24 protein-coding genes are annotated in these 26,979 nt (G+C 63.9%); 12 read left to right on the top strand and 12 right to left on the bottom strand.

All coding sequences use genetic code 11. The features are described from left to right. The first annotated feature begins 74 nt into the window (after positions 1-74). The 4 genes from U5A52_RS03205 to U5A52_RS03190 all read left to right on the top strand — a co-directional run bounded on the left by U5A52_RS03205 (position 75) and on the right by U5A52_RS03190 (position 4,557). A complete protein-coding gene (locus tag U5A52_RS03205; protein ID WP_321914337.1) occupies positions 75-1,166 on the top strand; it encodes an ABC transporter ATP-binding protein in 1,092 nt (363 codons plus the stop codon). Between the two features lie 127 nt (positions 1,167-1,293). Further along, positions 1,294-2,337, top strand: a complete 1,044-nt coding sequence (locus tag U5A52_RS03200; protein WP_415764486.1) for an ABC transporter substrate-binding protein — start codon at positions 1,294-1,296, stop codon at positions 2,335-2,337. A gap of 89 nt (positions 2,338-2,426) precedes the next feature. Further along, on the top strand, positions 2,427-3,704 hold the full coding sequence (locus U5A52_RS03195; RefSeq protein WP_321914469.1) for an ABC transporter permease: 1,278 nt from the start codon (positions 2,427-2,429) through the stop codon (positions 3,702-3,704). Between the two features lie 13 nt (positions 3,705-3,717). After that, positions 3,718-4,557 (top strand): ABC transporter permease, encoded by an 840-nt coding sequence (locus U5A52_RS03190; protein WP_028202887.1) that lies wholly within the window; start codon positions 3,718-3,720, stop codon positions 4,555-4,557. Between the two features lie 62 nt (positions 4,558-4,619). Here U5A52_RS03190 and U5A52_RS03185 read toward each other — a convergent pair whose 3' ends face one another. The 6 genes from U5A52_RS03185 to U5A52_RS03160 all read right to left on the bottom strand — a co-directional run bounded on the left by U5A52_RS03185 (position 4,620) and on the right by U5A52_RS03160 (position 11,499). Further along, entirely contained in the window at positions 4,620-6,095 is a 1,476-nt protein-coding gene (locus U5A52_RS03185) for an amidase (protein WP_321914336.1), read from the bottom strand. Between the two features lie 120 nt (positions 6,096-6,215). Next, positions 6,216-7,727, bottom strand: coding sequence for an efflux transporter outer membrane subunit (locus U5A52_RS03180; protein ID WP_321933896.1), 1,512 nt, complete (start codon positions 7,725-7,727; stop codon positions 6,216-6,218). A 16-nt stretch (positions 7,728-7,743) separates the two neighbouring features. Next, the gene (locus U5A52_RS03175) at positions 7,744-8,886 is read right to left on the bottom strand and encodes an ABC transporter permease (RefSeq protein WP_321914334.1); all 1,143 of its coding nucleotides are present in this window, start codon (positions 8,884-8,886) and stop codon (positions 7,744-7,746) included. After that, positions 8,883-9,836, bottom strand: a complete 954-nt coding sequence (locus U5A52_RS03170) for an ABC transporter ATP-binding protein (protein WP_321933895.1) — start codon at positions 9,834-9,836, stop codon at positions 8,883-8,885. The genes U5A52_RS03175 and U5A52_RS03170 overlap by 4 nt, the downstream gene beginning before the upstream one ends. Beyond that, on the bottom strand, positions 9,833-10,783 hold the full coding sequence (locus tag U5A52_RS03165) for an HlyD family secretion protein (RefSeq protein ID WP_321933893.1): 951 nt from the start codon (positions 10,781-10,783) through the stop codon (positions 9,833-9,835). Before U5A52_RS03165 ends, U5A52_RS03170 begins: the two co-directional genes overlap by 4 nt. Next, complete coding sequence (locus tag U5A52_RS03160; RefSeq protein ID WP_321914331.1) at positions 10,780-11,499, bottom strand: TetR/AcrR family transcriptional regulator; 720 nt, start codon at positions 11,497-11,499, stop codon at positions 10,780-10,782. The genes U5A52_RS03165 and U5A52_RS03160 overlap by 4 nt, the downstream gene beginning before the upstream one ends. Positions 11,500-11,676: 177 nt before the next feature. Between U5A52_RS03160 and U5A52_RS03155 the strand changes: the two genes are divergently transcribed. Then, positions 11,677-12,279: a response regulator transcription factor gene (locus U5A52_RS03155; protein WP_321914330.1), complete on the top strand. Its 603-nt coding sequence runs from the start codon at positions 11,677-11,679 to the stop codon at positions 12,277-12,279. A gap of 100 nt (positions 12,280-12,379) precedes the next feature. On the opposite strand, the gene acnA is transcribed toward U5A52_RS03155, so the two are convergent. The 5 genes from acnA to U5A52_RS03130 all read right to left on the bottom strand — a co-directional run bounded on the left by acnA (position 12,380) and on the right by U5A52_RS03130 (position 19,704). Then, positions 12,380-15,097, bottom strand: coding sequence for an aconitate hydratase AcnA (acnA, locus tag U5A52_RS03150; protein WP_321933891.1), 2,718 nt, complete (start codon positions 15,095-15,097; stop codon positions 12,380-12,382). A gap of 76 nt (positions 15,098-15,173) precedes the next feature. Continuing rightward, positions 15,174-16,625 (bottom strand): bifunctional 2-methylcitrate dehydratase/aconitate hydratase, encoded by a 1,452-nt coding sequence (locus U5A52_RS03145; RefSeq protein WP_321914328.1) that lies wholly within the window; start codon positions 16,623-16,625, stop codon positions 15,174-15,176. A gap of 22 nt (positions 16,626-16,647) precedes the next feature. Next, positions 16,648-17,166 carry a hypothetical protein gene (locus U5A52_RS03140; protein WP_321914327.1) on the bottom strand — a complete coding sequence of 173 codons (519 nt, stop codon included), beginning with the start codon at positions 17,164-17,166 and terminating at the stop codon, positions 16,648-16,650. A 287-nt stretch (positions 17,167-17,453) separates the two neighbouring features. Continuing rightward, positions 17,454-18,479: an HpcH/HpaI aldolase/citrate lyase family protein gene (locus U5A52_RS03135; protein ID WP_321914326.1), complete on the bottom strand. Its 1,026-nt coding sequence runs from the start codon at positions 18,477-18,479 to the stop codon at positions 17,454-17,456. 238 nt (positions 18,480-18,717) lie between these two features. Further along, a complete protein-coding gene (locus tag U5A52_RS03130; protein ID WP_158760585.1) occupies positions 18,718-19,704 on the bottom strand; it encodes a malate dehydrogenase in 987 nt (328 codons plus the stop codon). Positions 19,705-20,305: 601 nt separating this feature from the next. Between U5A52_RS03130 and U5A52_RS03125 the strand changes: the two genes are divergently transcribed. From U5A52_RS03125 to gltA, 7 genes are all read left to right on the top strand, one after another. Beyond that, positions 20,306-21,103, top strand: coding sequence for a GntR family transcriptional regulator (locus tag U5A52_RS03125; protein WP_158760584.1), 798 nt, complete (start codon positions 20,306-20,308; stop codon positions 21,101-21,103). A 148-nt stretch (positions 21,104-21,251) separates the two neighbouring features. After that, positions 21,252-21,668 carry a succinate dehydrogenase, cytochrome b556 subunit gene (gene sdhC, locus U5A52_RS03120; protein ID WP_133183855.1) on the top strand — a complete coding sequence of 139 codons (417 nt, stop codon included), beginning with the start codon at positions 21,252-21,254 and terminating at the stop codon, positions 21,666-21,668. 3 nt (positions 21,669-21,671) lie between these two features. Beyond that, the gene (sdhD, locus tag U5A52_RS03115; protein ID WP_158760582.1) at positions 21,672-22,040 is read left to right on the top strand and encodes a succinate dehydrogenase, hydrophobic membrane anchor protein; all 369 of its coding nucleotides are present in this window, start codon (positions 21,672-21,674) and stop codon (positions 22,038-22,040) included. A 4-nt stretch (positions 22,041-22,044) separates the two neighbouring features. Beyond that, a complete protein-coding gene (gene sdhA, locus U5A52_RS03110; RefSeq protein ID WP_321933888.1) occupies positions 22,045-23,820 on the top strand; it encodes a succinate dehydrogenase flavoprotein subunit in 1,776 nt (591 codons plus the stop codon). Between the two features lie 28 nt (positions 23,821-23,848). Then, positions 23,849-24,550, top strand: a complete 702-nt coding sequence (locus tag U5A52_RS03105; RefSeq protein WP_321933886.1) for a succinate dehydrogenase iron-sulfur subunit — start codon at positions 23,849-23,851, stop codon at positions 24,548-24,550. Positions 24,551-24,565: 15 nt separating this feature from the next. Continuing rightward, positions 24,566-24,832: a succinate dehydrogenase assembly factor 2 gene (locus U5A52_RS03100; RefSeq protein ID WP_321933885.1), complete on the top strand. Its 267-nt coding sequence runs from the start codon at positions 24,566-24,568 to the stop codon at positions 24,830-24,832. Positions 24,833-24,922: 90 nt separating this feature from the next. Further along, positions 24,923-26,224, top strand: a complete 1,302-nt coding sequence (gltA, locus tag U5A52_RS03095) for a citrate synthase (RefSeq protein ID WP_158760579.1) — start codon at positions 24,923-24,925, stop codon at positions 26,222-26,224. Between the two features lie 118 nt (positions 26,225-26,342). On the opposite strand, the gene U5A52_RS03090 is transcribed toward gltA, so the two are convergent. Beyond that, on the bottom strand, positions 26,343-26,807 hold the full coding sequence (locus U5A52_RS03090; RefSeq protein ID WP_321933882.1) for a VOC family protein: 465 nt from the start codon (positions 26,805-26,807) through the stop codon (positions 26,343-26,345). Positions 26,808-26,979 lie beyond the last annotated feature (172 nt).

Below are 26,979 nucleotides of genomic sequence, written 5' to 3'. Positions count from 1 at the left end.
CCTGTGACAGCATTTATTTAATCGCGTCAGAAGAGGCGGGCCGGGAGAAAGAGCATGCAATGGAGACAGGGCGAATGAAGACCTCGGATGTGATCGTCAGCTTTCGCGGCGTACGCAAGACGTACGACGGCGAGACACTGGTCGTCAAACAACTTGACCTGGATATTTACCAGGGAGAGTTTCTGACGCTGCTCGGACCTTCCGGCTCGGGCAAAACCACCTGCCTGATGATGCTTGCCGGCTTCGAGTTTCCCACCGGGGGCGAGATCCGCCTCGAAGGCAAGTTGCTTAACAACGTGCCGCCGCACAAGCGCGACATCGGCATGGTGTTTCAGAACTATGCGCTCTTTCCGCATCTCACGGTCGAGCAGAACGTGGCTTACCCGCTGGGCGTGCGCAAGGTGCCCACTGCGGAACGCGCGCAGCGCGTAGATGACGCGCTCAGGATGGTGCGCATGGAAGGCTTCGCGAAGCGCTATCCGGCGCAGCTTTCGGGCGGCCAGCAGCAGCGCATTGCGCTCGCCCGCGCGCTCGTGTTCCAGCCCAAGCTCGTGCTGATGGACGAGCCGCTCGGCGCACTCGACAAGCAATTGCGCGAACATATGCAGTACGAACTGAAGTCGCTGCACGAGAAGCTCGGCGTTACCTTCGTCTACGTCACGCACGACCAGGGTGAGGCGCTCACGATGTCGGACCGCGTGGCCGTGTTCGACAAGGGCATCGTGCAGCAGCTCGACACCGTGGACCGGCTTTACGAGTCGCCTTGCAACGAGTTCGTGGCGAACTTCATCGGCGACAGCAACCGGCTGCGCGGCACCATCGCCGCCGTGGATGGCGAGTACTGCGAAATGCATCTCGCCGACGGCACGCGCCTGAAGGGCCGCAATGTCGCGGGGGCGCAGGCCGGTGCCGCGGCTATCGCGTGCATTCGCCCCGAGCGCATGAAGCTCGCGAACGGTTCGAAGGGCTATGGCGCAAACGCGCTGGCGGGCGAAGCGCGCGGCCTCATCTATTTCGGCGACCACGTGCGCATGCGCTGTGGCCTGCCCCAGCAGGACGAGTGCTTCGTGAAGGTGCCGCTCGGCACCGAGGCGCTCGATGGCTTCGCGCCCGGTCAGCCGGTCGCACTCGAATTCGCGCCTGAGCATTTGCGCGTGTTCGCATGAGGCGTGCGGGCGCGGCGCGCAATCTCGCGCGCCGTCGCTTCGCGAAGCAGGCGTCTCGACGATCGGGCCACATCTCTCGCACCGAAGGGCCCGGCAAGACAAACCACCAAGGAGAAGGGACTCAACCATGAAGCAGATCGGCAACATGCGCGTTGCAGCGGTCGCGGCCGCGCTCGCACTCTCGTTCGGCGTGGCGAATGCCGCGGAACTGACCGTCGTGAACTTTGGCGGCGCCAATGGCAATGCGCAGAAGGCGGCGTTCAACGAGCCGTTCCAGGCGCAGACGGGCAACAAGATCACCGCTGTCGAGTACAACGGCGAGCAGGCCAAGGTGAAGGCCATGGTCGACGCGAAGCACGTGGACTGGGACGTGGTGGAAGTCGAAACCGGCGACATCGCGCGCGGCTGCGACGAAGGTCTCTACGAGAAGCTCGACTGGGCCAAGCTCGGCAACAAGGGCGATTTCATGCCGGCGGCGCAGCAGCCCTGCGGCGCAGGCTTCTTCGTGTGGTCCACGGCGCTCGCCTATAACGCCGACAAGCTCAAGACCGCACCTGCGAACTGGGCCGACTTCTGGGACGTGAAGAAATTCCCGGGCAAGCGCGGCATGCGCAAGGGCGCGCGCTACAACATGGAATTCGCGCTGATGGCCGACGGCGTGGCGCCCCAGGACGTCTACAAGGTGCTCGCGACGAAGGCCGGTCAGGACCGCGCTTTCAAGAAGCTCGATGAACTGAAGCCGAACATCCAGTGGTGGGAAGCCGGCGCACAGCCGCCGCAATTCCTGGTCGCGGGCGACGTGGTGATGTCCACGGCGTACAACGGCCGTATCGATGCCGCGCAGCGCGAAGGCAAGAACCTCAAGGTCGTGTGGACCGGCAGCATTTACGACCTCGACTACTGGGCGATCCCGAAGGGCGCGCCGAACAAGGCGCTGGCCGAGCAGTACATCGCCTACACGCTTTCGCCGAAGCCGCAGCAAGCGTACGCACAGCACATCGCCTACGGCCCGGTGAACGCGAATGCGATCAAGGCGCTCGACGCGAAGACGCTCGCCAACCTGCCGAATTCGCCGGCCAATGGCAAGAACGCCATTCAGGAGAACCTGACGTTCTGGACCGACCACGGCGACGAGCTGGAGCAGCGCTTCGCCTCGTGGGCCGCGAAGTAAGCGTGAAGTAGCGACGCTCCGGTGCACCACGCGCCGGAGCGTTTGGCCGCTTCGTGCGGCCCAGAGGCTGGAGACAGTAAGTGACCACAATGACGACCGTGACCAACGTTACCGGCGCGGCACGCGAAGAAACCGCGCGCCTGAAGCGCGAACTGCGCGTGGCGCAAGCGAAGAAGCGCACGATGGCGCTCATGCTGATCGCGCCGCTCGCGATCTTTTTGCTGCTGATTTTCGTGGTGCCGATCGCCGCGCTCCTCACACGCGCGGTGCAGAATCCCGAAGTGGCGACGGCGCTGCCGCATACCATCACGGCGCTGCGCGACTGGGACCGCAAGAGCGCGCCGCCCGACGCGGCCTACGCGGCGCTTGCGCAAGACCTGATTGTCGTGAAGGACGGCGACGCGATGGGCGCGCTGGCACGACGCCTGAACGTGGAAATCGCGGGCTTCCGCTCGCTGGTCGCGAAGACCGCGCGCGCCATGCCGCTTGCCGACGACAACGGCAAACCGCTCACGCTCACCCCCGCGCAAACGCGCGCCAAGATCGTCGAACTCGACGACCGCTGGAACGACGTCGCGTATTGGCAGGCCATCGCGAAGAATAGTTCGCGTTACTCACCGTTCTATCTGCTCGCCTCGCTCGACCACCGGCAGGACGCATTCGGCAATATCGTGGCCGCCGACCCCGATCAGCAGATCTATCTCGACGTATTCGCCCGCACCTTCGTCATCAGCGTGTTCGTGACGCTGTTCGCGCTGCTGCTCGGCTACCCGCTCGCCTACTGGATTTCGACGCTCTCCGAGCGCCGCGCGAATCTCGTGATGATCCTCGTGCTGATTCCGTTCTGGACATCGATTCTCGTGCGCGTGGCCGCGTGGATCGTGATTCTCCAGGGCGAGGGCCTCGTCAACAAGGCGCTGCTGGGCACGGGTCTGATCTCGCAGCCATTGACGCTGCTGTTCAACCGTGTGGGCGTCTATATCTCGATGACGCACATCCTGCTGCCGTTCATGGTGCTGCCGCTCTACAGCGTGATGAAGTCGATTCCACCCACGTACCAGCGCGCGGCGGTGTCGCTCGGCAGCCATCCGTTCGCGGCCTTCTGGCGCGTGTACGTGCCGCAGACGTACCCTGGCGTGGGCGCGGGCGTGCTGCTCGTGTTCATTCTCTCGATTGGCTACTACATCACGCCGGCGCTGCTCGGCGGCCCGGGCGACCAGATGGTCAGCTATTACGTGGCGTACTTCACCAACGTGTCGATCAACTGGGGTATGGCCTGCGCGCTCGGTGCGCTGCTGCTCGCGGCGACCACGGTGCTCTATTTCGTCTACGCGCGCTTCACGCGCACGCAACTGAGCCTTGGCTGAGGAAGGCGCAATCATGAAATTCGCCAAACCGCTTTTTGCGCCGCATACGTCCGCCGTCGAACGCGTGTGGTACTTCGCGTTGCGCGCGCTCGTCGTGCTCACGTTGCTGTATTTGATCCTGCCGGTGCTCGCCATCGTGCCGCTGTCGTTTTCGTCGAGCACATTCCTGGTTTATCCGATTCCGGGCTGGTCGCTGCGCTGGTATGAGAACCTCGTGATGTCCGACGAATGGCGCATGGCCGCGAAGAACAGCTTCATCGTGGGCCCGGCGGCAACGTTCGTTGCAACCGTGCTCGGCACGCTCGCGGCCATCGGTATCACGAAGGCCGATTTCCGCGGCAAGGCGCTGCTCATGGCCGTGCTCATCTCGCCGATGATCGTGCCCGTGGTGGTGGTGGGTGTGGGCATGTACCTTTTCTTCGCGCCGCTCGGCCTCGCCAATACGTATCTCGGGCTGATCCTCGCGCATGCGTCGTTGGGCGTGCCGTTCGTCGTGACGACTGTCGCGGCCACGCTGCAAGGCTTCAATCACAATCTCGTGCGTGCGAGCCTTTCGCTCGGGGCCAATCCGGTCACGACGTTCTTCCGCATCACGCTGCCCGTGATCGCGCCGGGTGTGATTTCGGGCGCGCTCTTTGCGTTCGCGACGTCGTTCGATGAGGTGGTCGTGACGCTGTTCCTCGCGGGCGCCGACCAGACCACCTTGCCGCGCCAGATGTTCACGGGTATTCGCGAGAACATCAGCCCGACGATCGCTGCGCTTGCAACGATCCTGATCGTGTTCTCCACGTGTCTGCTGCTCGCGCTCGAATGGTTGCGCGGCAGGAATGCGGCGCGCGCGGTGAAGGCTTGATCGTGTGAGCGGTTGACGGAAAAAAGGCAGCGCCGCGGCGCTGCCTTTTTAGTTTCCGCGCGTTACGCCTGAAGCAGCGCCGGCACGCGTCGCTTGACCCAATGCGTGGCCTGATCGTACGCATGGGCGAGTTGCAGCACCGAAAGATCCGCCTGCGGCTTGCCGATCACCTGCAGCCCCATCGGCAGGCCTTGCGCATTGAAGCCCGCAGGCACGCTGATCACGGGCAGTCCGGCAAGGCTGCCGCCAATCACGACTTCCATCCAGCGGTGATAGGTGTCCATCGTGCGGCCCGCGATCGACTTCGGCCAATGCTCGCTCGCGTCGAACGGGAAGACTTGAGCGCTTGGCAGCACGAGGTAGTCGTAATGCTCGAAGAGGGCGAGCAGCGCGTTGTACCACTGGCTGCGCGTGACCGTGGCGTTCCACACGTCTTCGCCCGAGAGCTTCAGGCCGCCTTCCACTTCCCATTGCGCTTCCGGCTTGAGTTGCGCGCGCTTTTCCGGGTCGCGATAGAGCGCGCCCAACGTGCCCGCGCACGAGAAGTGGCGCAGCGTGAGCCAGGTTTGCCACAGGCGCTCCATGGCGAAGTCGGGGCGCGCGGCCTCGACCTTGCAGCCGATCGATTCGAAGTCCTTGAGCGCCGTTTCGCACAGTGCGAGCACGCCGTCTTCCATCGGCAGATAGCCGTCGTAATTGCCTAGCCAACCGATGCGCGCGCAACCAAAGTCGCGTTCGAGCGGGCCCGCGAACTGCGCGGGATCTTCGGCAATGGAAAGCGGTGCGCGTGCATCGTAGCCCGCCTGGGTGGAGAGCAGCATTGCGAGGTCGGGCACGTTGCGGGCCATCGGCCCCGCATAGCCGAGCTGGTGGAAGAACAGTTCGTGGGCGGGCACGGAAGGCACGCGCCCTTGCGACGGACGGAACCCGAACACGTTGTTCCAGCCGGCGGGGTTGCGCAGCGACCCCATCATGTCGCTGCCGTCCGCCACGGGCAGCATGCGCAGCGCGAGCGCCACTGCGGTGCCGCCGCTGCTGCCGCCCGCGCTGCGCGTGGGATCGTAAGCATTGAGCGTGGTGCCGAAGACCGTGTTGTAGGTATTCGAGCCGAGGCCGAATTCCGGCGTGTTCGTCTTGCCGATGAAGATCGCACCCTGCGCGCGCATGCGCGCGGCCATCAGGGAATCGGCAGCGGGCACTTCGTTGCGGAACAGCGGCGAGCCCTGCGTATAGGGAATGCCGGCCGTGGCCGTGAGATCCTTCGGCGCTTGCGGCATGCCGTGCATCCAGCCCAGGTACTCGCCTCGCGCGAGCTGGGTGTCGCGTTCGCGGGCCTGCGCGAGCAGCGTGGCGCGCTCGCGCAGCGAGACGATGGCGTTGGCCGGCGTATTCACGCGCTCGATATGATCGAGAAACGCGGTCATCACCTCGCGGCAGGACACCTTGCGCAGCCGTATCCATTCCGAAAGCTGGAGCGCGTCGGCCGCGACGAGATCGTTGGGGGACAGTTGTGCGGGGGACGGCTGTGCCTGGTTCATACGTGTCTCTCGTTTGCGGATGGAACAAGGGGAGAGTCATTGTCGCGCAGGCACGGCGCAAGCGAAAGGAAACGAATGGTTGCCGTTATGGGCTGATGGTTGCCGCGTGGGGCGGCCGGGCTATCGAACGGGGGCGATGGGTGCCGATGTGTCGTTGCCCGCTGTAGCTGGCTCTACAGCAGGAAGTGGGGCGCCACCGAGCGCTTGATAGAGCGCTGCTGTGTCCGTTAGCCGGTCCGCATGAACGCGCGTGCGATCGAGCATCGTCTGGAGTGCCTGGCGTTGTGCATCGATCAGCGAAAACTCGCTCACACCGCCTGCGCTGTAGCGAGTGTGTGTGATCGCCGCGTTGGCCTGGGCCTCGCGGGCGGCGTCGTCGCGCGCCTGCAGTTCGGTCGCATCGTTCTGGAGCGCCTGCAGTGAGTCGGCGACCTGCTGCAAGGCTTGCAGAACAGTCTGACGATAGTCGGCGAAGGCGGCTTCATATGCGGCTTCCGACGCGCGCTTCTTCGCGCGCAATTCGCCGCCATGGAACAGCGGCTGTGTGAGGCCGAGACCCAGGTTCCAGATATTGAGTCCGTTGACGACGTCCTCGATGTGCGTGCGCTCCGATCCTATGCCTGCGGAAAGCGAGATCTGTGGAAAGAGATTGGCGGTGGCCACGCCGACGTTCGCGCCAGCCTGGTGCAGCAGCGCTTCGGCGGCGCGTATGTCGGGACGCTCGCGCGCCAGCGTGGAAGGCACGGTGAGCGAGACCGTGTCGGGCAGATGCAGGGTATCGAGAGCCAGTGCGTCGAGCGGCGCGGCGAACTGCGAAGGCGCAACGCCCAGCAGCGTTGCGAGCTGATGCTCCGCGGCGTCACGCTGCGTTTCGAGCGGCGGCAGCGAGGCGCGTGTTTGCGCGAGCAGCGTGCGCTGGCTTCGCACGTCGATCTCCGCTGCGCCGCCGGCCGTGTAGCGCGCTTGCATGATCGCGAGCTGGCGTGCCTGTGCCTGCGCGAGTTGCGTTGTGAGGTCGATCTGGCGTTGGAGCGACGCACGGCGTATGGCCGTAGCGACCACGTTGCCGGCCACCGAGAGTCGCGCAGCCTCCATTTCGTATGCCTGATAATCGACCTGGGCGAGTGCGGCTTCGAGCGCACGACGGTTGGCACCGAACACGTCGAATACGTACGAGACGCTCACCGATGCGCTGTAAAGCGTAAACGGCGGTGGATTCGGCACTTGTGTAATGCCGAACGCGGCGAGATCGACCTTCTGGCGCGTGCCGGAAAGCTTCAGATCGACGGAGGGAAAGTTTGCCGCGCCTGCTTGCGCATTGTAGTTTTCGCGCGCCTCGACGAGCTTCGCGCGCGCCGAGTCGAGCGTAGGGCTCGCGCGCAAGGCCTGATCCACGAGTGCGTTCAACTGCGCGCTGCCGAATTGCGTCCACCACGCGTTCGGCGCGTGTTCCGCCGTGGCGAAGGTCTGCGCACCGCCGCCGGGTCCTGTTGCACTAGCGGTTGTCGCGGGCACGGGCTTACGCGTCCAGCCCGTGGCGTCGGGAGCGGCTGGCGTATGGAAATCGGGGCCCACGGTGCAGCCCGAGAGCGTGAGCACAAGCAGGCAGGCAAAGGCGGCGTCGCGCGTCATGATGATGGGCCTCGCGCTAATCGAGCGTGCGCCGGTAAAAGCGCACGGCGATCGCCATGACCGCGACCGTGAAGATGGCGAGCGGCCAGACCGCCGGCCACAGGTCGGTCCAGCCGTTGCCCTTGAGCAGGATGCCGCGCACGAGCCGGTTGAAATATGTGAGCGGCAGCAGATTGCCGAGCCACTGCGCCCAGCGCGGCATGCCGCCGAACGGGAACATGAAGCCGGAGAGCAGCAGGCTTGGCAGGAAGTAGAACATTGTCAGCTGCATGGCCTGCAACTGGTTTTGCGCGAGCGACGAGAGCGTGATGCCCACTGTGAGGTTCGCGGCGATGAAGAGCAGCGCTGAAAGATAGAGCGTCACGAGACCGCCCGCGAACGGCACATGAAACACGTAGCGCGCGGCGAGCACGATGATGGTCGCCTGGATCAGTCCAATCGCCACATACGGAATGATCTTGCCCGTCATCACCTCGATAGGCAGCACTGGCGTGGCGAGCAGATTCTCCATCGTGCCGCGCTCGCGCTCGCGCGTGATGGCAAGGCCCGTCATCATCACCATCGTCATTGTGAGGATCACGCCCATGAGGCCTGGCACCACGTTGTATTGCGTAATGCCCTCGGGGTTATAGAGCCGGTGCACCTGCACGTCGAACGCGGCAGGCGTGCCGTTCAGGTGCGCGAGTGGGCCGGTGAGGTCTTTCGCGGCCACGGGTCCAACAAGGCCCGGCAATGCGGCGAGCGCAGTGGTAATGGCGGTGGGATCGCTCGCATCGGCTTCGACGAGCAGCGAGGGTCTTTCGCCGCGTAGCAGGCGCCGCGAGAAATCGACAGGAATGCTTAGCACGAACTGCACCGTGCCGCGCGCGAGCGCGCGGCGCGCCGAGGCTTCGTCGGGCAGCGTTTCGACCACGTCGAAATAGGCGGAATTGCGCATGCCCGCGACGAAGCTGCGCGCGAACACGCTGTCCTCGCCCACGACAATGGCGGTGGGCAGATGCTTGGGGTCGGTGTTGATCGCGTAGCCAAACAGCGTGAGCTGGATGATCGGCAGGCCGACGATCATCGCGAACGTGATGCGGTCGCGCTTGAGCTGCAAGAACTCCTTGAGCACGATGCTCCACCAGCGCGCCACGGAAAACGGAAACGACGCGCTCACGACGTCACTCCGTAGTTGTCCTGGGCATGGCTCATCAGATAGATGAAGACATCTTCGAGACCGGTGTCGATGCGTTCGGCGCGCAACGGCTGGCCCTCCACCGCGTGCGCGACCGCTGTAGCGAGCGCGGCATGATCGCGTCCGCTCGCATGCAGCGCGGAGCCGAACACCACTGTCTGGTCGATTCCCGGTGCGTTGCGTAACTGCGCCGCCAGCGCGGTCAGGCGCTCGCCATGAATCGCCCACGTTTCGAGGTTCTGTTCGGCGATCACCTCGGCGGCGGTGCCCTGCGTGAGCAGCTTGCCGTAGGCGATATAAGCGAGCTTGTGGCAGCGCTCGGCTTCGTCCATGTAGTGCGTGCTCACGAGGACCGAAATGCCCTGCGCGGCAAGCCGGTGCAACTCCTCCCAGAAGTCGCGGCGCGCGGTAGGATCGACGCCCGCAGTCGGTTCGTCGAGCAGCAGCAGTTCGGGCTCGTGCAGCATGCAGGCCGCGAGCGCGAGACGCTGTTTCCAGCCGCCCGAGAGCGCGCCGGTGAGCTGGCTCGCGCGGCTTGCGAGCCCGAGCGACTCGAGCGCGCGATCGACAGCTTCGCGGCGGTTCGGCATCTGGTAGATACGCGCGACGAAGTCGAGGTTCTCGCGAATCGTCAGGTCTTCCCAGTACGAGAAGCGCTGCGTCATGTAGCCTACGTGACGCTTGATCTGCGCGCTCTCGCGCAGGATGTCGTAGCCAAGGCACGTGCCCGAGCCGGAATCGGGCGTGAGCAGACCGCACATGAGCCGGATCGACGTGGTCTTGCCGCTGCCGTTGGGGCCGAGAAAGCCGAAGATCTCGCCGCGCGCCACGCGCAGCGACACGTCGTTCACAACATGCTTGCTGCCGAAACGCTTGTTGAGATTGCGCACGTCGATGGCGTAGTCGCCGGCCGATTGATCAGGTGTGCTCATTGCAGCGTCACCTCGACCGGTTGGCCCGGATGCAGCTTGACGGCATCTTGTGTGGAAGGCCGCGCCTCGATCATGAAAACGAGCTTCGCGCGGTTCTCGTTGCTGTAGATGACAGGCGGCGTATATTCGGCGGCGTTCGAGATCCAGGTGATGGTGGCGGGGACGTCGGCGGCGCAACCGTCGCAACGCACGTTGACTTTGCGGCCTGGCGCGAGCGAGCCGACGATCGTCTCCGGTACGAAAAAGCGCACCTTCACGTTCTGCGGTGGCAACATCTGCACGACTGGGTTGCCCGCCTGCACCCACTCGCCCACACGAAATAGCGTGTCGTAGACGAGGCCGCCGCTCGGCACGCTCACGCGCTTCTGGTCGAGCCGCCACTGCGCCTGCGCGAGTGAGGCGCGCGCGGCCTCGACGTCGGCGGCCTGGGCGGCGATTTGCGCGGTACGCCCCGGCAGATTCGCCACGCGCACCTGATTTTGCAGCTCGCGCACCTGGGCAGCTGTGGAGGCCGCCTGCGCACGCGAATCGTCGAGTTGTGCCTGTGCAATGCCGCCTGCGCGCAGTTGCGTCTCGTCGCGCGTGAGCTGGAGCGCGGCCTTGTGCGCGTTCGCCTCGGCCTGCGCGAGCTGCGCCTCGGTCACGCGCACTTCGGGTGGGCGCTTGCCGGTCTGGAGATCGGCGAGTTGCTGCTGCGCGGCCGTGAGCCGATGCTGCGCCTCGTCGCGCGCGGCGGCTTCCTCGACGGCGTCGAGCGCGAAGGCAGGTGCGTTGGCGGCCACGGTTTGTCCGCGTTGTACTTCCAGGTGCGTGAGCGTGCCCGACTGCGACGACGCGAGGTAGACATACTCGCCCTCTGCGTAGCCCTGCCAGCCGGACGGTTCATGCCGGGAGCAAGCGGCGAGCACGAACGCCATGGCGCACAGGCAGGCCATGCCAAGCTTCATGACGCGTTCTCCTTGCGGGCCGCGGCGCGGCGCCCGCGCTTGTCCTGCGGCGCCGGGCGCAAGGCCGCACTCAACAGCGCGCTCACATGCCGATGCAGTGCCTCGCGCTCGATTTTCGGAAAGCCGCGCGTGCTTTGCCAGATCTTCGAAGTCGCGAGCGGCAGCATGACGAGCGCAAGAATAGAGATGAAGAGCAGCGGTGCTTCGAGTTCGGCATTCACGCTGCCGTCGCGCTGCGCCTCGCCGATGCGCGCGGCAAAGCGCTGTAAATGCTCAATGGGTAGCCGCTTGAGCATGCGCTCGCGCAGCAAGCCACCTTCGTTGACGATTTCGCGCAGCCAGAGCGGCGGCAGCCAGGGCATGCGCGAGGTGACTTCGAAGAGCCGCGCGACCAGTTCCTCCACGAGCGCGTGAGGGTCTTGCGCAACGTCTCCCTCCACACTCTCCCACACGAACGCAATCGAGCGCGCAATGCGCTCGTCGACCACGGCGTCGAGCAGCTTTTCGCGGTTCGTGAAGTAGTAGTGAACCATGGCGGACGTCACGCCCGCGGCCTCGGCGATCTGCGCCATGGTGGTGGCCGCAATGCCCTGTTCGCCGAACAGTTGCGTGGCGCTGGCGAGCAGCCGCTCGCGCATGTCGAGGTCGGCGGCGGCGCGGCGCCGGCCGCGCGGGCGGGGCGCCACAGCGGCGGCGGTGCGGGAGCGTGTGATCATCGTCTTACTTTAATTCACGCGTTAGTTAAATTCAAACTCCGCGCGCAATGGGTTAACCCTGCGGCGGTGCCCCATGAGCCGTTTCAGAACTTTCCTATACAAAAACAATGGCGCGTCGTTCAGGCTGTGAGATTCCCGCTGAAGGCTTAAATAAATAACTCCGCCATGGAACAAAAAATGAAACGCATCGTTGTCATCGACGACCATCCCATCGTGCTGAAGATGCTCGCCAACGTGCTGAATACGGAGTACGAACTGGTCGGAGAGTGCAGCGACGGCGAAGAGGGCCTGCGTCTCGTGCAGGAATTGCATCCCGATCTGGTGATCCTCGACCTCGAATTGCCGAAGCTCGACGGCCTTTCCGTCATCCGAGGCATTCGCGCGAAGCAGCCCGGCGCGCGCATTCTCGTGCTCTCTGCGAAGCCCGAGCTGGTCATGGCCAATCACACGCGCGTGGCGGGTGCGAACGGCTATGTGAACAAGAATCGAGGCGTCGAGGAGCTGTGCGGCGTGGTCAAGGCAGTGCTGCTCGGCTACGACTGCTTCCCGGCGGGCAGTTGCGGCGGCGGCCGCGACGTGGCGCTCAATGGGCTGTCGCCACGCGAAGTCGAAGTGTTGCAATACCTTGCGCGCGGCATGAGCAACAAGGGCATTGCCGGGCGGCTCGGGCTTTCAGATAAGACCGTCAGCACATATAAGACCCGCGTGCTGGACAAGCTCGGCGTGTCGTCGCTCGCGGCGTTGATCGAGTTTGCGACGTTGAACAAGCTGATCGAATAGCTGAACCGGAAGCGCGGTCGAAAAAAAAGCCCGACTTGCGTCGGGCTCCAAGTGTGACCGCACCCGTTGCCGGGCGCGGCACCTGCAAAAAACGGCTTGCTTACGCCGCGAGCAGCGAGCGCAGCACGAACGGCAGAATACCACCGTGCTTGTAGTAGTCGACTTCGATCGGCGTGTCGATACGCAGCAGCACTTGCACGCGCTGATCCTTGCCGTCCTTGTGGTGGATCACGAGCGTCAGGTCCTGTTGCGGCTTGAAGTCGTCCGTCAGGCCTTCGATGTCGAACGTCTCTTCGCCCGTCAGGCCGAGCGATTGCACGCTGTCCGCGCCCTTGAACTGCAGCGGCAGAACGCCCATGCCGACCAGGTTCGAGCGGTGAATACGCTCGAAGCTGCGTGCGACCACGGCCTTCACGCCCAGCAGCTGCGTGCCCTTGGCTGCCCAGTCACGCGACGAACCCGTGCCGTACTCTTCGCCTGCGAACACCATGGTCGGCGTGCCGGCGTCGATGTACTTCATGGCGGCGTCGTAAATCGACAGCTGTTCGCCGCTCGGCTGGTGAATCGTCAGGCCGCCTTCCACGCGCGTGCCGTCGGCCTTTGCCGGGATCATCAGGTTCTTGATACGCACGTTCGCGAAGGTGCCGCGCATCATCACGTCGTGGTTGCCGCGGCGCGAGCCGTAGCTGTTGAAGTCGGCCTTCTGCACGCCGTTTTCCTTCAGCCACTTGCCTGCGGGCGAGTCTTCCTTGATCGAGCCAGCCGGGCTGATGTGGTCGGTCGTGACCGAGTCACCGAAAATGCCCAGTGCGCGCGCGCCCTTGATCTCGGGCACTTCCGACGACGGCGTCATCGAAAAGTCGCTGCCGAAGAACGGCGGCTCGGCGATGTAGGTCGACTTCGGCCAGTCGTAGACCTGACCTTCTTCGCCTTCGATCTTGCTCCACAGGTCGCCCTTCTTCGTGAGCTGGCTGTAGTTCTTCTGGAACGCTTCCGGGTCGAGCGCGAACTTGAGCAGCGCGTTGACTTCGTCGCTCGTCGGCCAGATGTCGCCGAGGTAGATGTCGCGGCCGCCCTTGCCCTTGCCAACCGGCTCCGTCATCAGGTCGCGCGTGATGTTGCCCGCGATCGCGTAAGCGACGACGAGCGGCGGCGAGGCCAGGAAGTTCGCGCGGATGTTCGGGTGGATACGCGCTTCGAAGTTGCGGTTGCCCGAGAGCACCGCAGCCGCGACGACGTCGTTCTTGACGATCGACTCGTTCAGCTCGGGCGTCAGGTCGCCGGCGTTACCGATACAGGTCGTGCAGCCGTAGGCCGCGAGTTCGAAGCCGAGCTTCGAGAGGTAGGGCAGCAGGCCCGTCTTCGTCAGGTATTCCGTGACGATGCGCGATCCCGGCGCGAGCGACGTCTTGATGTGCGGCGCGACCGTCAGGCCCGCTTCCACGGCCTTCTTCGCGAGCAGACCGGCGGCCAGCAGCACGCTCGGGTTCGACGTGTTCGTGCACGACGTGATCGCGGCGATCAGCACGTCGCCGTTGTGCAGCTTGACCTTCTCGCCCGCCGCGTATTCGGCGGAGAGGTCGGCGGCCTTCTTGTTGAAGCCGTTTTCGGCGACCGGCTTCGAGAACAGGTCGGTGAAGGTCGACTTCACGTGGCCGATTTCGATGCGGTCTTGCGGGCGCTTCGGGCCGGCCAGCGAAGGCGCGACCGTGCCGAGGTCGAGCACGAGCGTCTTCGTGTAGTCGATGTCGCCGGCCTTCGGCACGCCGAAGAGGTCCTGGGCCTTGAAGTAGTTCTCGAATGCCGAGATCTCGGCTTCCGTTCGGCCCGTGCCCTTGAAGTAGTCGATCGTCTTTTCGTCGACCGGGAAGAAGCCCATCGTTGCGCCGTATTCCGGCGCCATGTTGCCGATGGTCGCGCGGTCGGGCACGCCGATCGAGGCCGTGCCTTCGCCGAAGAACTCGACGAACTTGCCGACGACCTTTTCCTTGCGGAGCATTTCGGTGATGGTCAGCACGAGGTCGGTTGCCGTGCAGCCTTCGCGCAGCTTGCCCTTCAGCTCGACGCCCACGACGTCCGGCGTGAGGAAGTACACCGGCTGGCCGAGCATGCCGGCTTCGGCTTCGATGCCGCCCACGCCCCAGCCGACCACGCCGATGCCGTTGATCATCGTGGTGTGGCTGTCGGTGCCGACGAGCGTGTCCGGGTAGTAGACGGTATCGCCGCCTTCAGCCTTCTTGTGCACGCCGCGCGCGAGATATTCGAGGTTGACCTGGTGGACGATGCCGATGCCCGGCGGCACGACCTTGAACGTGTCGAACGCCTGCATGCCCCACTTCATGAACTGGTAGCGCTCGTTGTTGCGCTGGAATTCCAGCTTCATGTTCAGGTCGAGCGCGTCCTTCTGGCGGAAGTAGTCGATCTGCACCGAGTGGTCGACGACGAGGTCCACCGGCACGAGCGGCTCGATGACCTTCGGATCCTTGCCGACCTGCTTGGCCACGCCGCGCATGGCGGCGATGTCGGCGAGCAGCGGCACGCCGGTGAAGTCCTGCAGCACGACGCGGGCGACGACAAACGGGATTTCGTCGACGCGCGTGGCGTTCGGCTTCCAGTTCGCGAGTTGCTCGATGTGCTCTTCCGCGATCTTCTTGCCGTCGTAGTTACGCAGCACAGACTCGAGCACCAGACGGATCGAGACCGGCAGGCGATTGATCTTCACGCCAAGCTGCTTGCCGAGCTGCGGCAGCGAGTAGAACTTGCCTTTACCGGAACCGCTGTCGAAATCTTTTAGCGTTTTGTGGAGATTGTGGGCCATAGTGTTTTCCTTCGTTTAATCGCGGAAATAACGCTTACTGCTCATTTGCTGCTGTCACGGATACCTGCCTGATTGCTCAGATCACATACATGTCGACGTACTCGTTGACGGGCAGGGCGCACAGCCGTGCTTCGTCGAGCGAGACATCGAGAATCGCCTGCTGCTGCTTCGCGGGGAAGCGGCGCGCGAGGTTGATTCGAAACTTCTCGATCAATAGCGGGATGCCTGCTTCGCGGCGCCGCTTGTGGCCGATCGGGTACTCCACGACGACCTCGTCGAGCGTCGTGCCGTCGCTTAGCGCTATGGTGAGCGCATTTGCGATCGAACGCTTGTCCGGATCGTGATAATCCTTCGTGAACTGCGGGTCTTCCACGCATACCGTTTTTGCGCGCAGGGCGTCGATACGCGGGTCGCTCGCGACTTCGTCTTCATAGTCGGCGGCGGTGAGACGCCCGAAGATCAGCGGCACGGCGACCATGTACTGGATACAGTGGTCGCGGTCGGCCGGGTTGGCAAGCGGGCCGCGCTTGTCGATGATGCGGATTGCCGCTTCATGCGTGCGGATGGTGATGCGCTCGATGTCCGCAACCGTCTTGCCGCGTTGCGCGAGCACGCCGTGCAGCGTCATCGCAGCTTCGGCTGCGGTCTGCGCGTGGAATTCAGCGGGGAACGAAATCTTGAACAGCACGTTTTCCATCACGTACGTGCCGTAGGGGCGCTGGAAGCTGAACGGCTGTCCCTTGAACGAGACGTCGTAGAAGCCCCACGTTTTCGCCGTGAGCGCCGAGGGATAGCCCATCTCGCCCGTTTTCGCCATGAGCGCGAGGCGCACGGCGCGCGAGGTGGCGTCGCCGGCGGCCCACGACTTGCGCGAGCCCGTATTGGGCGCATGGCGGTAGGTGCGCAGCGACTGGCCGTCGACCATCGCGAGCGTGACGGCGTTGATCAGCTCGTCGCGCGTGAGCCCGAGCAGGTGGCCGACCACGGCGGTCGAGGCGAGCTTCACGAGCAGCACATGGTCGAGACCGACCTTGTTGAACGAGTTCTCCAGCGCAATGCAGCCCTGGATCTCGTGCGCCTTCACCATGCCTTCGAGCACGTGCCGCATGGTGAGCGGCGATTTGCCCTGAGCGATGGCGGTGCGCGAGAGCCAGTCGGCGGTCGCGAGAATGCCGCCCAGGTTGTCCGACGGATGGCCCCATTCGGCGGCGAGCCACGTGTCGTTGAAGTCGAGCCAGCGGATCATCGCGCCAATGTTGAACGCGGCCTGAACCGGGTCGAGCTGGAATGACGTGCCTGGCACCTTCGCGCCGTGAGGGACGATCGTGCCCGGCACGATCGGTCCCAGCAGCTTGGTGCAGGCAGGGTAGGAGAGCGCCTCGAGTCCGCAGCCGAGGGTGTCGATCAGGCAATGCCGGGCCGTTGTCAGCGCGAGCGCGCTGTCTACCCGGAAATTCAGCACATAGTCGACGATATCGACCAGTACCTGGTCCGGATGCGGCCTGACGTTGGAGATCAGGGCGGACATCGAGGCGGTCCCTGGCCGAGGCTTACTGGCCTGCTGCGCCGCTAGCCGGTGCGGCGCGGTTGGCCGGGTTCAGCGCGTTGGCCTGCGTCGGCGCCATGGCGCCTTGTTGCATGGCAACGGTCTTGCACTCGTCGGCGAGGCGCGAGCTGTCCTTGTCCGAGAACAGCATGGCCTTCGTCGGGATCACGACGAGGTCGAGGCCGGTGGCGGCGTCGTGGAAGCGGTCGGCGCCCGTGGTCGTGGTCTGGCGCGGCAGGTTGTAGTTCTTGTTCGCCCAGTGAACGGTGACGATCTGGTCACGCGCCATGTCGCCCTTCAGGTCGAATTGCACGCCTTCAGCGCAGCTCCAGTGCTCCGAGCCTGCCGGGACCGGATCGACCTTCGCTTCCTTGGCCGGATTGGCCTTGCGCTTGATGATGCGATGCTTCGGAGCAGGCTTCTTTTCGGTCGTGGTCGTGCCTTGTGCGGCGGCGTCGGTAGCGGCCAGCATCAGCGTCGAGGACAGCGTGCCGATGACAGCGGCGATCAGCAGTTTCTTCATGAGTGTCAAACCTTTATCTATCTAAATGCGGTTGATCAGTGCGCGGTTGAACAGGCAACCGCCGTTTGCACTGCGCGCGCCCCGAAAGCGCGCAGCGGACGCTATTTTCACCTATTTATCGCCATGAACTTCAATTTCTCAGGCCCGGTGTTGTTTGCGCCTTGGTTCGCTAGTAACTGCCTGTAACTGTGCGTGACTGCCGGTGCTGCGCTATGCGGTGCGCGCCCCGCGTTGCTGCTCTGGCGCAATACGTTGAAAACGTTTTCCGCGCCCGTTCGTGGCGCACGTCACGCCTTCTGCGCCTTCTCGCCGGATGTAGCGACGCCCGACGCGAACAGCGGTGCCGCTTCGGCCGGCACGGCACGGCCGGTGGCGCGCGCGCGGCGCAGCACGGACCAGTAATAGCGGTAGCTCGCGCGGTCGTGCAGCGTGTCGCCGTGGCGTGTCGGACCCCATTGTGCGTGCTGCGCGGCCAGCAGGATTTCGGCGGCCAGGGCGATTTCCTCGTCGCGCGGCGCGAAAGCGGCCACGATCGCGGGAATCTGCGCCGGGTGAATGCTCCACATGCGCGTGTAGCCGAACTCGTTACGCGCGCGGCGCGCGTCGTTCGCCACCACTTCCATGTCGCGCACTTCCGTGCTCACGTTGTGCGAGGGGACGCGGCCAAAAGCGTGGCACGCGGCCGCGATTTCGAGCTTCGCGCGGCGCACGAGCGGGTGATCGAACTGGCCGGGCGAGCGCATGGCCGTGTCGGGAATGGCGCCGTCGTGCGCGGAGACGAAGTCCATCAGGCCGAAGCTCAGCGACTCGACGCCGCGCAGCGCAGCGAGGTCGAATACGCGCGCGAGCGCGCCGTGCGTTTCGACTAGCAATTGAACGGGAATGGGCGTGTCGATGCCCATCTCGACGCGCGTGGCTTCGATGAAGGCCGTCATTTCGGCGGCGTCGCCCACGGCGCGGATCTTCGGCAGCGTGATGAAGGCCGGCGCACGTTTGGCGGCGCGCAGGATCATGCGCACGTCGTCGCGCCAGTGCGGGTGATGAAAATCGTGGATGCGCACGCCAACGCGGCCAAAGCGGTCGTGCTCGCCGCCGATGAACGACGCCACGAGCTCGGCGTGTTCGGCCTCGCGGCCTACCTGCGCGCCGTCTTCGCAGTCGAGCGTGATGTCGAATACCGGGCCCAACTGCTGCTGCAGCGCGAGCGATTTGAGCATCAGCTTCTCACTGCCCGCGTAGTGGTCGCATGCGGGCAGGATGGCAGGCGGCGCTTCGCCGTCAAACAGCACTTCGGCTGGGAGCATGGCGCGCATCTTCGGCGTCGGGAGTCGAGTTTTGTAGGAGATACCGGATTCGGATGCGTCCTGCGAGCAAGGCGCATGCGGATCGGGCGGGCCGCGTAGGTGGGGCCGCCTGGGGCGGGCCGCGTAGGTGGGGCCGCCTAGGGCGGCCCGCGCAGGTCGGCCCACTCAGGCCCGCGGAGCTAGCCCCGCGCGCCCATAAAGCAGAACGGAACGGGCGTTAATCGCGCGTTCCGTTCATACAGCAGGCTTACTTGCCGAGCAGGTGAGCCACGCCTTCGCGCTCTTCGAGCAGCTCGTTCAGCGTGCCGTCCATCTTTTCACGCGAGAACGCGTCGATTTCCAGGCCTTCCACGCGCTTGTATTCGCCGTTTTCGCAGGTTACGGGCACGCCGTAGATGATGTCTTCGGGAATGCCGTACGAGCCGTCCGACGGGATGCCCATCGTGACCCACTTGCCGTTCGTGCCGAGAACCCAGTCACGCACGTGGTCGATGGCTGCGTTGGCGGCCGACGCTGCCGACGACAGGCCGCGCGCTTCGATGATCGCAGCGCCGCGCTTGCCGACCGTCGGGATGAACGTGTCGCGGTTCCACACGTCGTCGTTGATCAGCGCGTTGAGCGACTGGCCGTCGACCGTGGCGAAACGGAAGTCGGGGTACATCGTCGGCGAGTGGTTGCCCCACACGGCGAGCTTCTCGATCGAAGCGACCGGCTTGCCCGACTTGGCGGCCAGTTGCGAGAGCGCGCGGTTGTGGTCCAGACGCAGCATGGCGGTGAAGTTCTTCTTCGGCAGGTCCGGAGCCGACTTCATGGCGATGTAGGCGTTCGTGTTGGCCGGGTTGCCGACGACCAGCACCTTCACGTCGCGGCTGGCGACGTCGTTCAGCGCCTTGCCCTGAACCGTGAAGATTTCAGCGTTGGCCGAGAGCAGGTCCTTACGCTCCATACCCTTCGAGCGGGGGCGTGCGCCAACCAGCAGGGCGACGTCGGCGTCCTTGAACGCGACCTTCGGGTCGTCGGTGATGACCACGCCCGCGAGCAGCGGGAATGCGCAGTCGTCCAGTTCCATCACGACGCCCTTGACGGCGGCTTGCGCTTGCGGAAGGTCAAGCAGTTGCAGGATGACGGGCTGATCCTTGCCGAGCAGGTCGCCATTCGCAATGCGGAACAGCAGGGAGTAAGCGATCTGACCTGCGGCGCCGGTGACGGCAACGCGCTTTGCGGGCTTAGCCATTGAAAATCTCCAGGATGATGCGTTAGACGCCAGGGTAAAACGCCATTCTATATGCGCGATACACGAAGCGTAGGTGAAACCGGCGGTCTTTCTCGCTGGCGTGCGCGCTTCACTGGAACAGCAATGACTGACAAGCCGTGACGCGTGCGCCGCCGGCGCGGACCGCCGTGCCGGTAACCTGTGCAACATGGCAAGAGGTGAACGGAGCGCCCTTCGAGGGACGCCGGACGCTGGCCGCTTCGCGTGTGCCGACTCCTGCAACAGCTCGCTCGGGCTCTCCCACAGATGCGCGGCGCGCGATGACTCACGCGTGCCGGCTGGGCGGATGAAACCTCTACTGCGTTTACTGCGTGAGGGAACAGCATCGTGCAAGGCGGCTCGCAGCGCATTCGCCACGAGGTGGATGCCGCCGGCGGCTCCTCTTCGTCATGCCGGTTTCATGTCCTGAAATTAGCATGCAGCCTGCCCGCAAACCCTTGCTCGATCGGGAGTGTAGGAGTCGTCAGGGTCAAAGTCAACAGTATCTTATGTCTTATATAAGACATAACTATTGCAGGCAAAACGCTTGATGCGTGGGGGGCTTTATGTTGAAATGCGCGCCATGAGTGCAAACCCGGCCAGCAACGCGAATTCCACCGCTCCCGAGAGCGGGGTTCCAGCGTCTGCGCCCGCGGTGCCCCCGTCCCCGACCTTCAGTCCGCTGTACCAGCAGATCAAGGGGCTCATTACACAGAGCCTCGAGTCCGGCGAGTGGAAGCCCGGTGAAATCATCCCCAGCGAAGTCGAACTGGCCGCCCGTTACAAGGTGAGTCAGGGGACCGTACGCAAGGCGATCGACGAACTGGCTGCCGACAATCTGCTGGTGCGCCGTCAGGGTAAGGGCACTTTTGTTGCAACGCACAACGAAGAGCGCGCCCAGTTTCGCTTCCTCAGGTTGCTCGCCGATGACGGCGCGGAGCACCCGCACGTGAGCAAGCTGCTGGAGTGCCGGCGCCTGCGCGCTTCGGCCGAGATCGCGCGCCAGCTCGACCTCAAGCCCTCGGACCCGGTGGTGCTGATCCGGCGTCTGCTGCAGTTCGATGGCGAAAGCACCGTGCTCGACGAAATCTGGTTGCCGGGCGGTGTGTTCCGCGGCCTGACGAGCGAGCGCCTCGCCGACTACAAAGGCCCGCTCTACGCCATGTTCGAGGCGGAGTTCGGCACGCGCATGATACGCGCGACCGAGAAGATCCGCGCCGTGGCCGCCGAGCCTACCGTGGCCGATCTGCTCAAGGTGCCGGCGGGTTTTCCTTTGCTATCGGTCGAGCGGGTGTCCTATACCTATGGAGACCGGCCGGTCGAGGTACGCCGCGGATGGTATGTCACAACCGGGTACTACTATCAGAATGATTTGAGTTGACGAGCGCCGCGCGAAAGACGCGCAGCCCTTCCCCAGAGTGCCTTTGCTTGCGCGCACCACCGCCGTACCCGACGTGGATTTCGCTGCAGCGCGATATGAAAAGGCGCTAAAATTGCGAATTAGTGTTAACACATAGTAGGGGTCTAGCATGGCAGAAGCCGCAAAAAAACCGAGGCCGGAATACCGGAACATCGGGCTTGGGCAGATCTTGTTCGCATACCGCCTGCCGTTGGCAGGTCGTGTGTCGATCGGCCACCGCATCAGCGGTGTGCTCTTGTTCCTGTTCCTGCCTTTCATCTTGTTCCTGTTGGACCAGAGCCTCACTTCGGAGCTTAGCTTCGAGGTATTCAAGGGCTTCCTTTCCAACATCATCGTCAAGCTCATCGTGCTGGTCCTCGGGTGGGCGTTCCTGTTTCACTTCTGCGCTGGCGTGCGTCACCTGTGCATGGACTTCAACCATGGCCTCGTGAGCAAGGAAAAAGGCAAGTCGACCTCCCTGGTCGTCGTGATCATCTCCACGGTTCTCACGATCGCCTTTGCGGCAAAACTCTTCGGAGCGTTCTAAAAAATGTCGGCTAAAAACGGTATCGGTCCGAAGCGCCACGTCGTCGGCGCTCACTACGGCATTCGCGACTGGATCGCACAACGCGCCACCGCCGTGATCATGGCGATCTACACGGTCGTGCTGCTCGTCCTGTTCTTCGGCGCGCACGACTTCTCGTATGACGGCTGGGCGTCGATCTTCTCCGCTGAGTGGATGAAGCTCGCCACGTTCGTCACCCTGGTCGCGTTGTTCCTGCACGCGTGGGTTGGCGTGCGTGACATCTGGATGGACTACATCAAGCCGGTCGGCCTGCGCATCACGCTGGACGTCCTCACGATCGCATGGCTGCTGGGCAGCCTCGGCTACGCCGCTCAGATTCTCTGGAGAGTGTAAAAGAATGGCTGCAATCAAGAATTCACTGCCGCGTCGCAAGTTCGACGTGGTCATCGTCGGTGCTGGCGGCTCGGGGATGCGCGCTTCGCTGCAACTCGCGCGTGCCGGCCTGTCGGTTTGCGTGCTCTCGAAGGTGTTCCCGACGCGTTCGCACACGGTCGCCGCTCAAGGCGGTATCGGCGCTTCGCTCGGCAACATGAGCGAAGACAATTGGCACTATCACTTCTACGACACGATCAAGGGCTCCGACTGGCTCGGCGACCAGGACGCGATCGAGTTCATGTGCCGTGAAGCGCCGAACGCCGTGTACGAGCTCGAACACATGGGCATGCCGTTCGACCGCAACGCCGACGGCACGATTTACCAGCGTCCGTTCGGCGGCCACACGGCCAACTACGGCGAGAAGCCGGTTCAGCGCGCCTGTGCTGCTGCTGACCGTACCGGCCACGCGCTGCTGCACACGCTGTATCAGCAAAACGTCGCGGCGAAGACCACGTTCTTCGTCGAATGGATGGCGCTCGACCTGATTCGCGACGCCGAAGGCGACGTGCTCGGCGTGACCGCGCTCGAAATGGAAACGGGCGACGTCTATATCCTCGAAGGCAAGACCACGCTGTTCGCCACGGGCGGCGCAGGCCGGATCTTCGCGGCATCGACCAACGCGTTCATCAACACCGGTGACGGCCTTGGCATGGCGGCCCGTTCGGGCATCGCGCTGCAGGACATGGAGTTCTGGCAGTTCCACCCGACCGGCGTGGCCGGCGCGGGCGTGCTGATCACGGAAGGCGTGCGCGGCGAAGGCGGCATTCTGCGTAACTCGAACGGCGAGCGCTTTATGGAGCGTTACGCGCCGACGCTGAAGGACCTGGCGCCGCGCGACTTCGTTTCGCGTTCGATGGACCAGGAAATCAAGGAAGGCCGTGGCGTGGGTCCGCACAAGGACCACGTACTGCTCGACCTCTCGCACATCGGCGCCGAGACGATCATGAAGCGTCTGCCGTCGATTCGCGAAATCGCGCTCAAGTTCGCGAACGTGGACTGTATCAAGGAGCCGATCCCGGTCGTGCCGACCATCCACTACCAGATGGGCGGCATCCCGACGAACATCAACGGCCAGGTCGTTGGCACGCCGAAGGGTCACGAAGAAGTCGTCAACGGCTTCTACGCCGTGGGCGAATGCTCGTGCGTCTCGGTGCACGGCGCGAACCGCCTCGGCACGAACTCGCTGCTCGACCTCGTGGTGTTCGGCCGTGCGGCTGGCAACCACATCGTCAAGCACGTCAAGGAGCTCAAGGAGCACAAGCCGCTGCCGGCCGACGCCGCCGACTTCGCGCTCTCGCGCCTCGCCGAGCTCGACAAGTCGACCTCGGGCGAGTACGCGCAAAGCGTCGCGAACGACATCCGTGGTTCGATGCAGAAGCACGCAGGCGTGTTCCGCACGTCGAAGCTGCTGGCAGACGGTGTGAAGGACATCGCGCAGATCGCTGAGCGCGCGAAGCACATCCACCTGAAGGACAAGTCGAAGGTGTTCAACACGGCGCGCGTGGAAGCGCTCGAAGTGGCGAACCTGGTCGAAGTTGCGCGCGCAACGATGGTTTCGGCTGAAGCTCGTAAGGAAAGCCGTGGTGCACACGCACAGAGCGACTTCGAACACCGTGACGACGAAAACTGGCTGCGCCATACGCTCTGGTTCAGCGAAGGTGACCGACTCGATTACAAGCCGGTCCACATGCAACCGCTGACCGTCGAGTCCGTGCCGCCGAAGGCGCGTACGTTCTAAGGCACACGCCAGTCAAAAGGAATTGGAAATGGCCAAACGCATTTTTGAAGTCTATCGCTACGACCCGGACAAGGACGCAGCGCCGCGCATGCAAACGTACGAGCTGGAAATCACGCACGAGCGCATGCTGCTCGACGCGCTGGTCAAGCTCAAGGAACTGGACGAAACGCTGTCGTTCCGCCGCTCGTGCCGCGAAGGCGTGTGCGGTTCGGACGCGATGAACATCAACGGCAAGAACGGTCTCGCCTGTCTGACGAACCTGAACGAGCTGCCGCAGAAGATCGTGCTGCGTCCGCTGCCGGGCCTGCCCGTCGTGCGCGACCTGATTTGCGACTTCACGCAGTTCTTCAACCAGTACCACTCGATCAAGCCGTACCTGATCAACGACACGCCGCCGCCCGAGAAGGAGCGTCTGCAGTCGCCTGAGCAGCGTGACGAACTCGATGGCCTGTACGAGTGTATTCTGTGCGCAAGCTGCTCGACGTCGTGCCCGAGCTTCTGGTGGAACCCGGACAAGTTCGTCGGCCCGGCAGGTCTGCTGCAGGCTTACCGCTTCATCGCGGACAGCCGCGACGAAGCCACCGGCGAGCGCCTCGACAACCTCGAGGACCCGTACCGTCTGTTCCGTTGCCACACGATCATGAACTGCGTCGACGTTTGCCCGAAGGGCCTGAACCCGACGAAGGCGATCGGCAAGATCAAGGAACTGATGTTCCGCCGCGCGGTTTGATGTTGCTGTTCTGAAATGGAATCGCATCAGTCCGACCCCCTTCGCCGCGCGCGCCTTCGTTGGCGCGCGCGGCGCGGCCTGCTCGAAAATGATCTGATTTTTGAGCGGTTTTTCGAGCGCTATGAGCATGAACTCAGCGACGCCGACGTGGGCGCTCTCACGCGCCTGCTCGAGCTGAGCGATAACGACCTGATGGACTTGCTGCTCGCGCGCAAGGAACCAGAAGGCGACCTTGCCGACCCGGACGTGAAGCGGGTGCTGGAGCTGCTTCGGAACGTCTGAGCGCGGTGGCGTCCGCAGTTGTCTTGCAGGCGCCGCGCCGGACGTACAAAACTATCGAATCCCGTGTTTATCTTCGATTGAGGATGTGCTATGACCCCGTCTGATGTAAAAGCCACGCTATCGTTCAGCGACAATTCGCCGAGCGTCGAACTGCCGATCTACAAGGGCACGATGGGCCCGGATGTGATCGACATCCGCAAACTGTACGGTCAGACCGGCAAGTTCACGTATGACCCGGGCTTCATGTCGACGGCGTCGTGCAACTCGGCGATCACGTACATCGACGGGGACAAGGGCGAACTGCTGTACCGCGGCTACCCGATCGACAACCTCGCGCAAAACGCCGACTTCCTCGAAACCTGCTACCTGCTGTACCGCGGCGAACTGCCGAACGCAGCGCAGAAGGAAGAGTTCGTCAAGACCGTCACGCAGCACACGATGGTTCACGAGCAAATGCAGTTCTTCTTCCGCGGCTTCCGCCGCGACGCGCACCCGATGGCGATTCTCGTCGCCGCAGTCGGCGCGCTGTCGGCGTTCTATCACGACTCGCTCGACATCAACAATCCGAAGCATCGTGAAGTGTCGGCGATCCGCATGATCGCGAAGCTGCCGACGCTCGTCGCCATGGCGTACAAGTACTCGATCGGCCAGCCGTTCGTGTACCCGCAGAACAATCTGTCGTACAGCGCGAACTTCATGCGCATGATGTTCTCGAACCCGTGCGAAGAGTACAAGGTCAACGACGTGCTCGTGCGCGCGCTCGACCGTATCCTCATTCTGCACGCCGACCACGAGCAGAACGCTTCGACCTCGACGGTGCGTCTGGCTGGCTCGTCGGGCGCGAACCCGTTCGCGTGTATCGCGGCCGGTATCGCCTGTCTGTGGGGCCCGGCGCACGGTGGTGCGAACGAAGCCGCACTGAACATGCTGGAAGAAATCGGCTCGCCGGACAAGATTCCTGAGTTCATCAAGCAAGTGAAGGACAAGAACTCGGGCGTGAAGCTGATGGGCTTCGGTCACCGCGTGTACAAGAACTACGACCCGCGTGCGAAGCTCATGCGCGAGACGTGCTACGAAGTGCTGAACGAACTCGGTCTGCACGACGATCCGCTCTTCAAGCTCGCCATGCAGCTCGAAAAGATCGCGCTGGAAGACGAATACTTCGTGTCGCGCAAGCTGTACCCGAACGTCGACTTCTACTCGGGTATCGTGCAGCGCGCACTCGGCATCCCGACCTCGATGTTCACGTGTATCTTCGCGATGGCGCGTACGGTGGGCTGGATTGCGCAGTGGAACGAAATGATCGCCGACCCCGAACAGAAGATCGGCCGTCCGCGTCAGCTGTTCATCGGCGAAACGCCGCGCGAAGCCAAGCCGATCGCGCAACGCTAAGCCATTTCGATTTGCGCGCGCTGCGCGCAAGCCGTCATGCAAACGCCCCGACGGGCTATCACTCGTCGGGGCGTTTTTCTTTTGCGCGCGAGGTACGCCGTCGTGCTCACACCCGCGCTCAAACCCAGCCGTCGATCTTCAGCCCGCTGGCCTGCTCCGCTTCTTCGCGCGTGACCTCGCGCACGGTTTCGCCGAAGCTCCAGACATGGCCTTCGGGGTCGCAAGCCGCGTAGACGCGATCGCCGTAAAACTGGTCGGCCGGTTCGCGAATGATCTTCGCACCCGCGGCGCGGGCGCGTTCGCAATGCGCGTCGAGACCGCTTTTCAACTGCACGTGCACCGACTGCGTGTTCTTGCCTTCCAGTTCGGCGGGGCTCGTGTAGGGCATGCCCGGCCAGCCGCCACAAATCATCACGTAGCCGTCCCCGAAGCGCATTTCCGAGTGACCGAGCTTTCCGTCCGGCGACGTGACGACGAACTGACGCTTGAAACCGAACGCCTTTTCCAGCCAGTCGAGCGCGGCGAATGGGTCGCGATAGTAGATGGCGGAGCCGAAGGCCGGTCGCGGCGAAGTGTTGCTCATGAGCGTCTCCTGGGCAGTACGTGCGACGAATCTAGCACCGGCGTGGTGCGATTGCGCGTAGCGCGCGCAAGCGTCCTTGCCACGGGCGCACGGCCATTACCTCCGACGTAATCGTCGGCGCGCACGGCATCGGCGACCATGGTCCTCATCGGCCCACCCCAACCGCAAGGAG

The organism is Paraburkholderia sp. J8-2, assembly GCF_905220195.1.
GTDB lineage: Bacteria > Pseudomonadota > Gammaproteobacteria > Burkholderiales > Burkholderiaceae > Paraburkholderia.
This window is presented reverse-complemented; position numbering and strand designations above follow the sequence as displayed.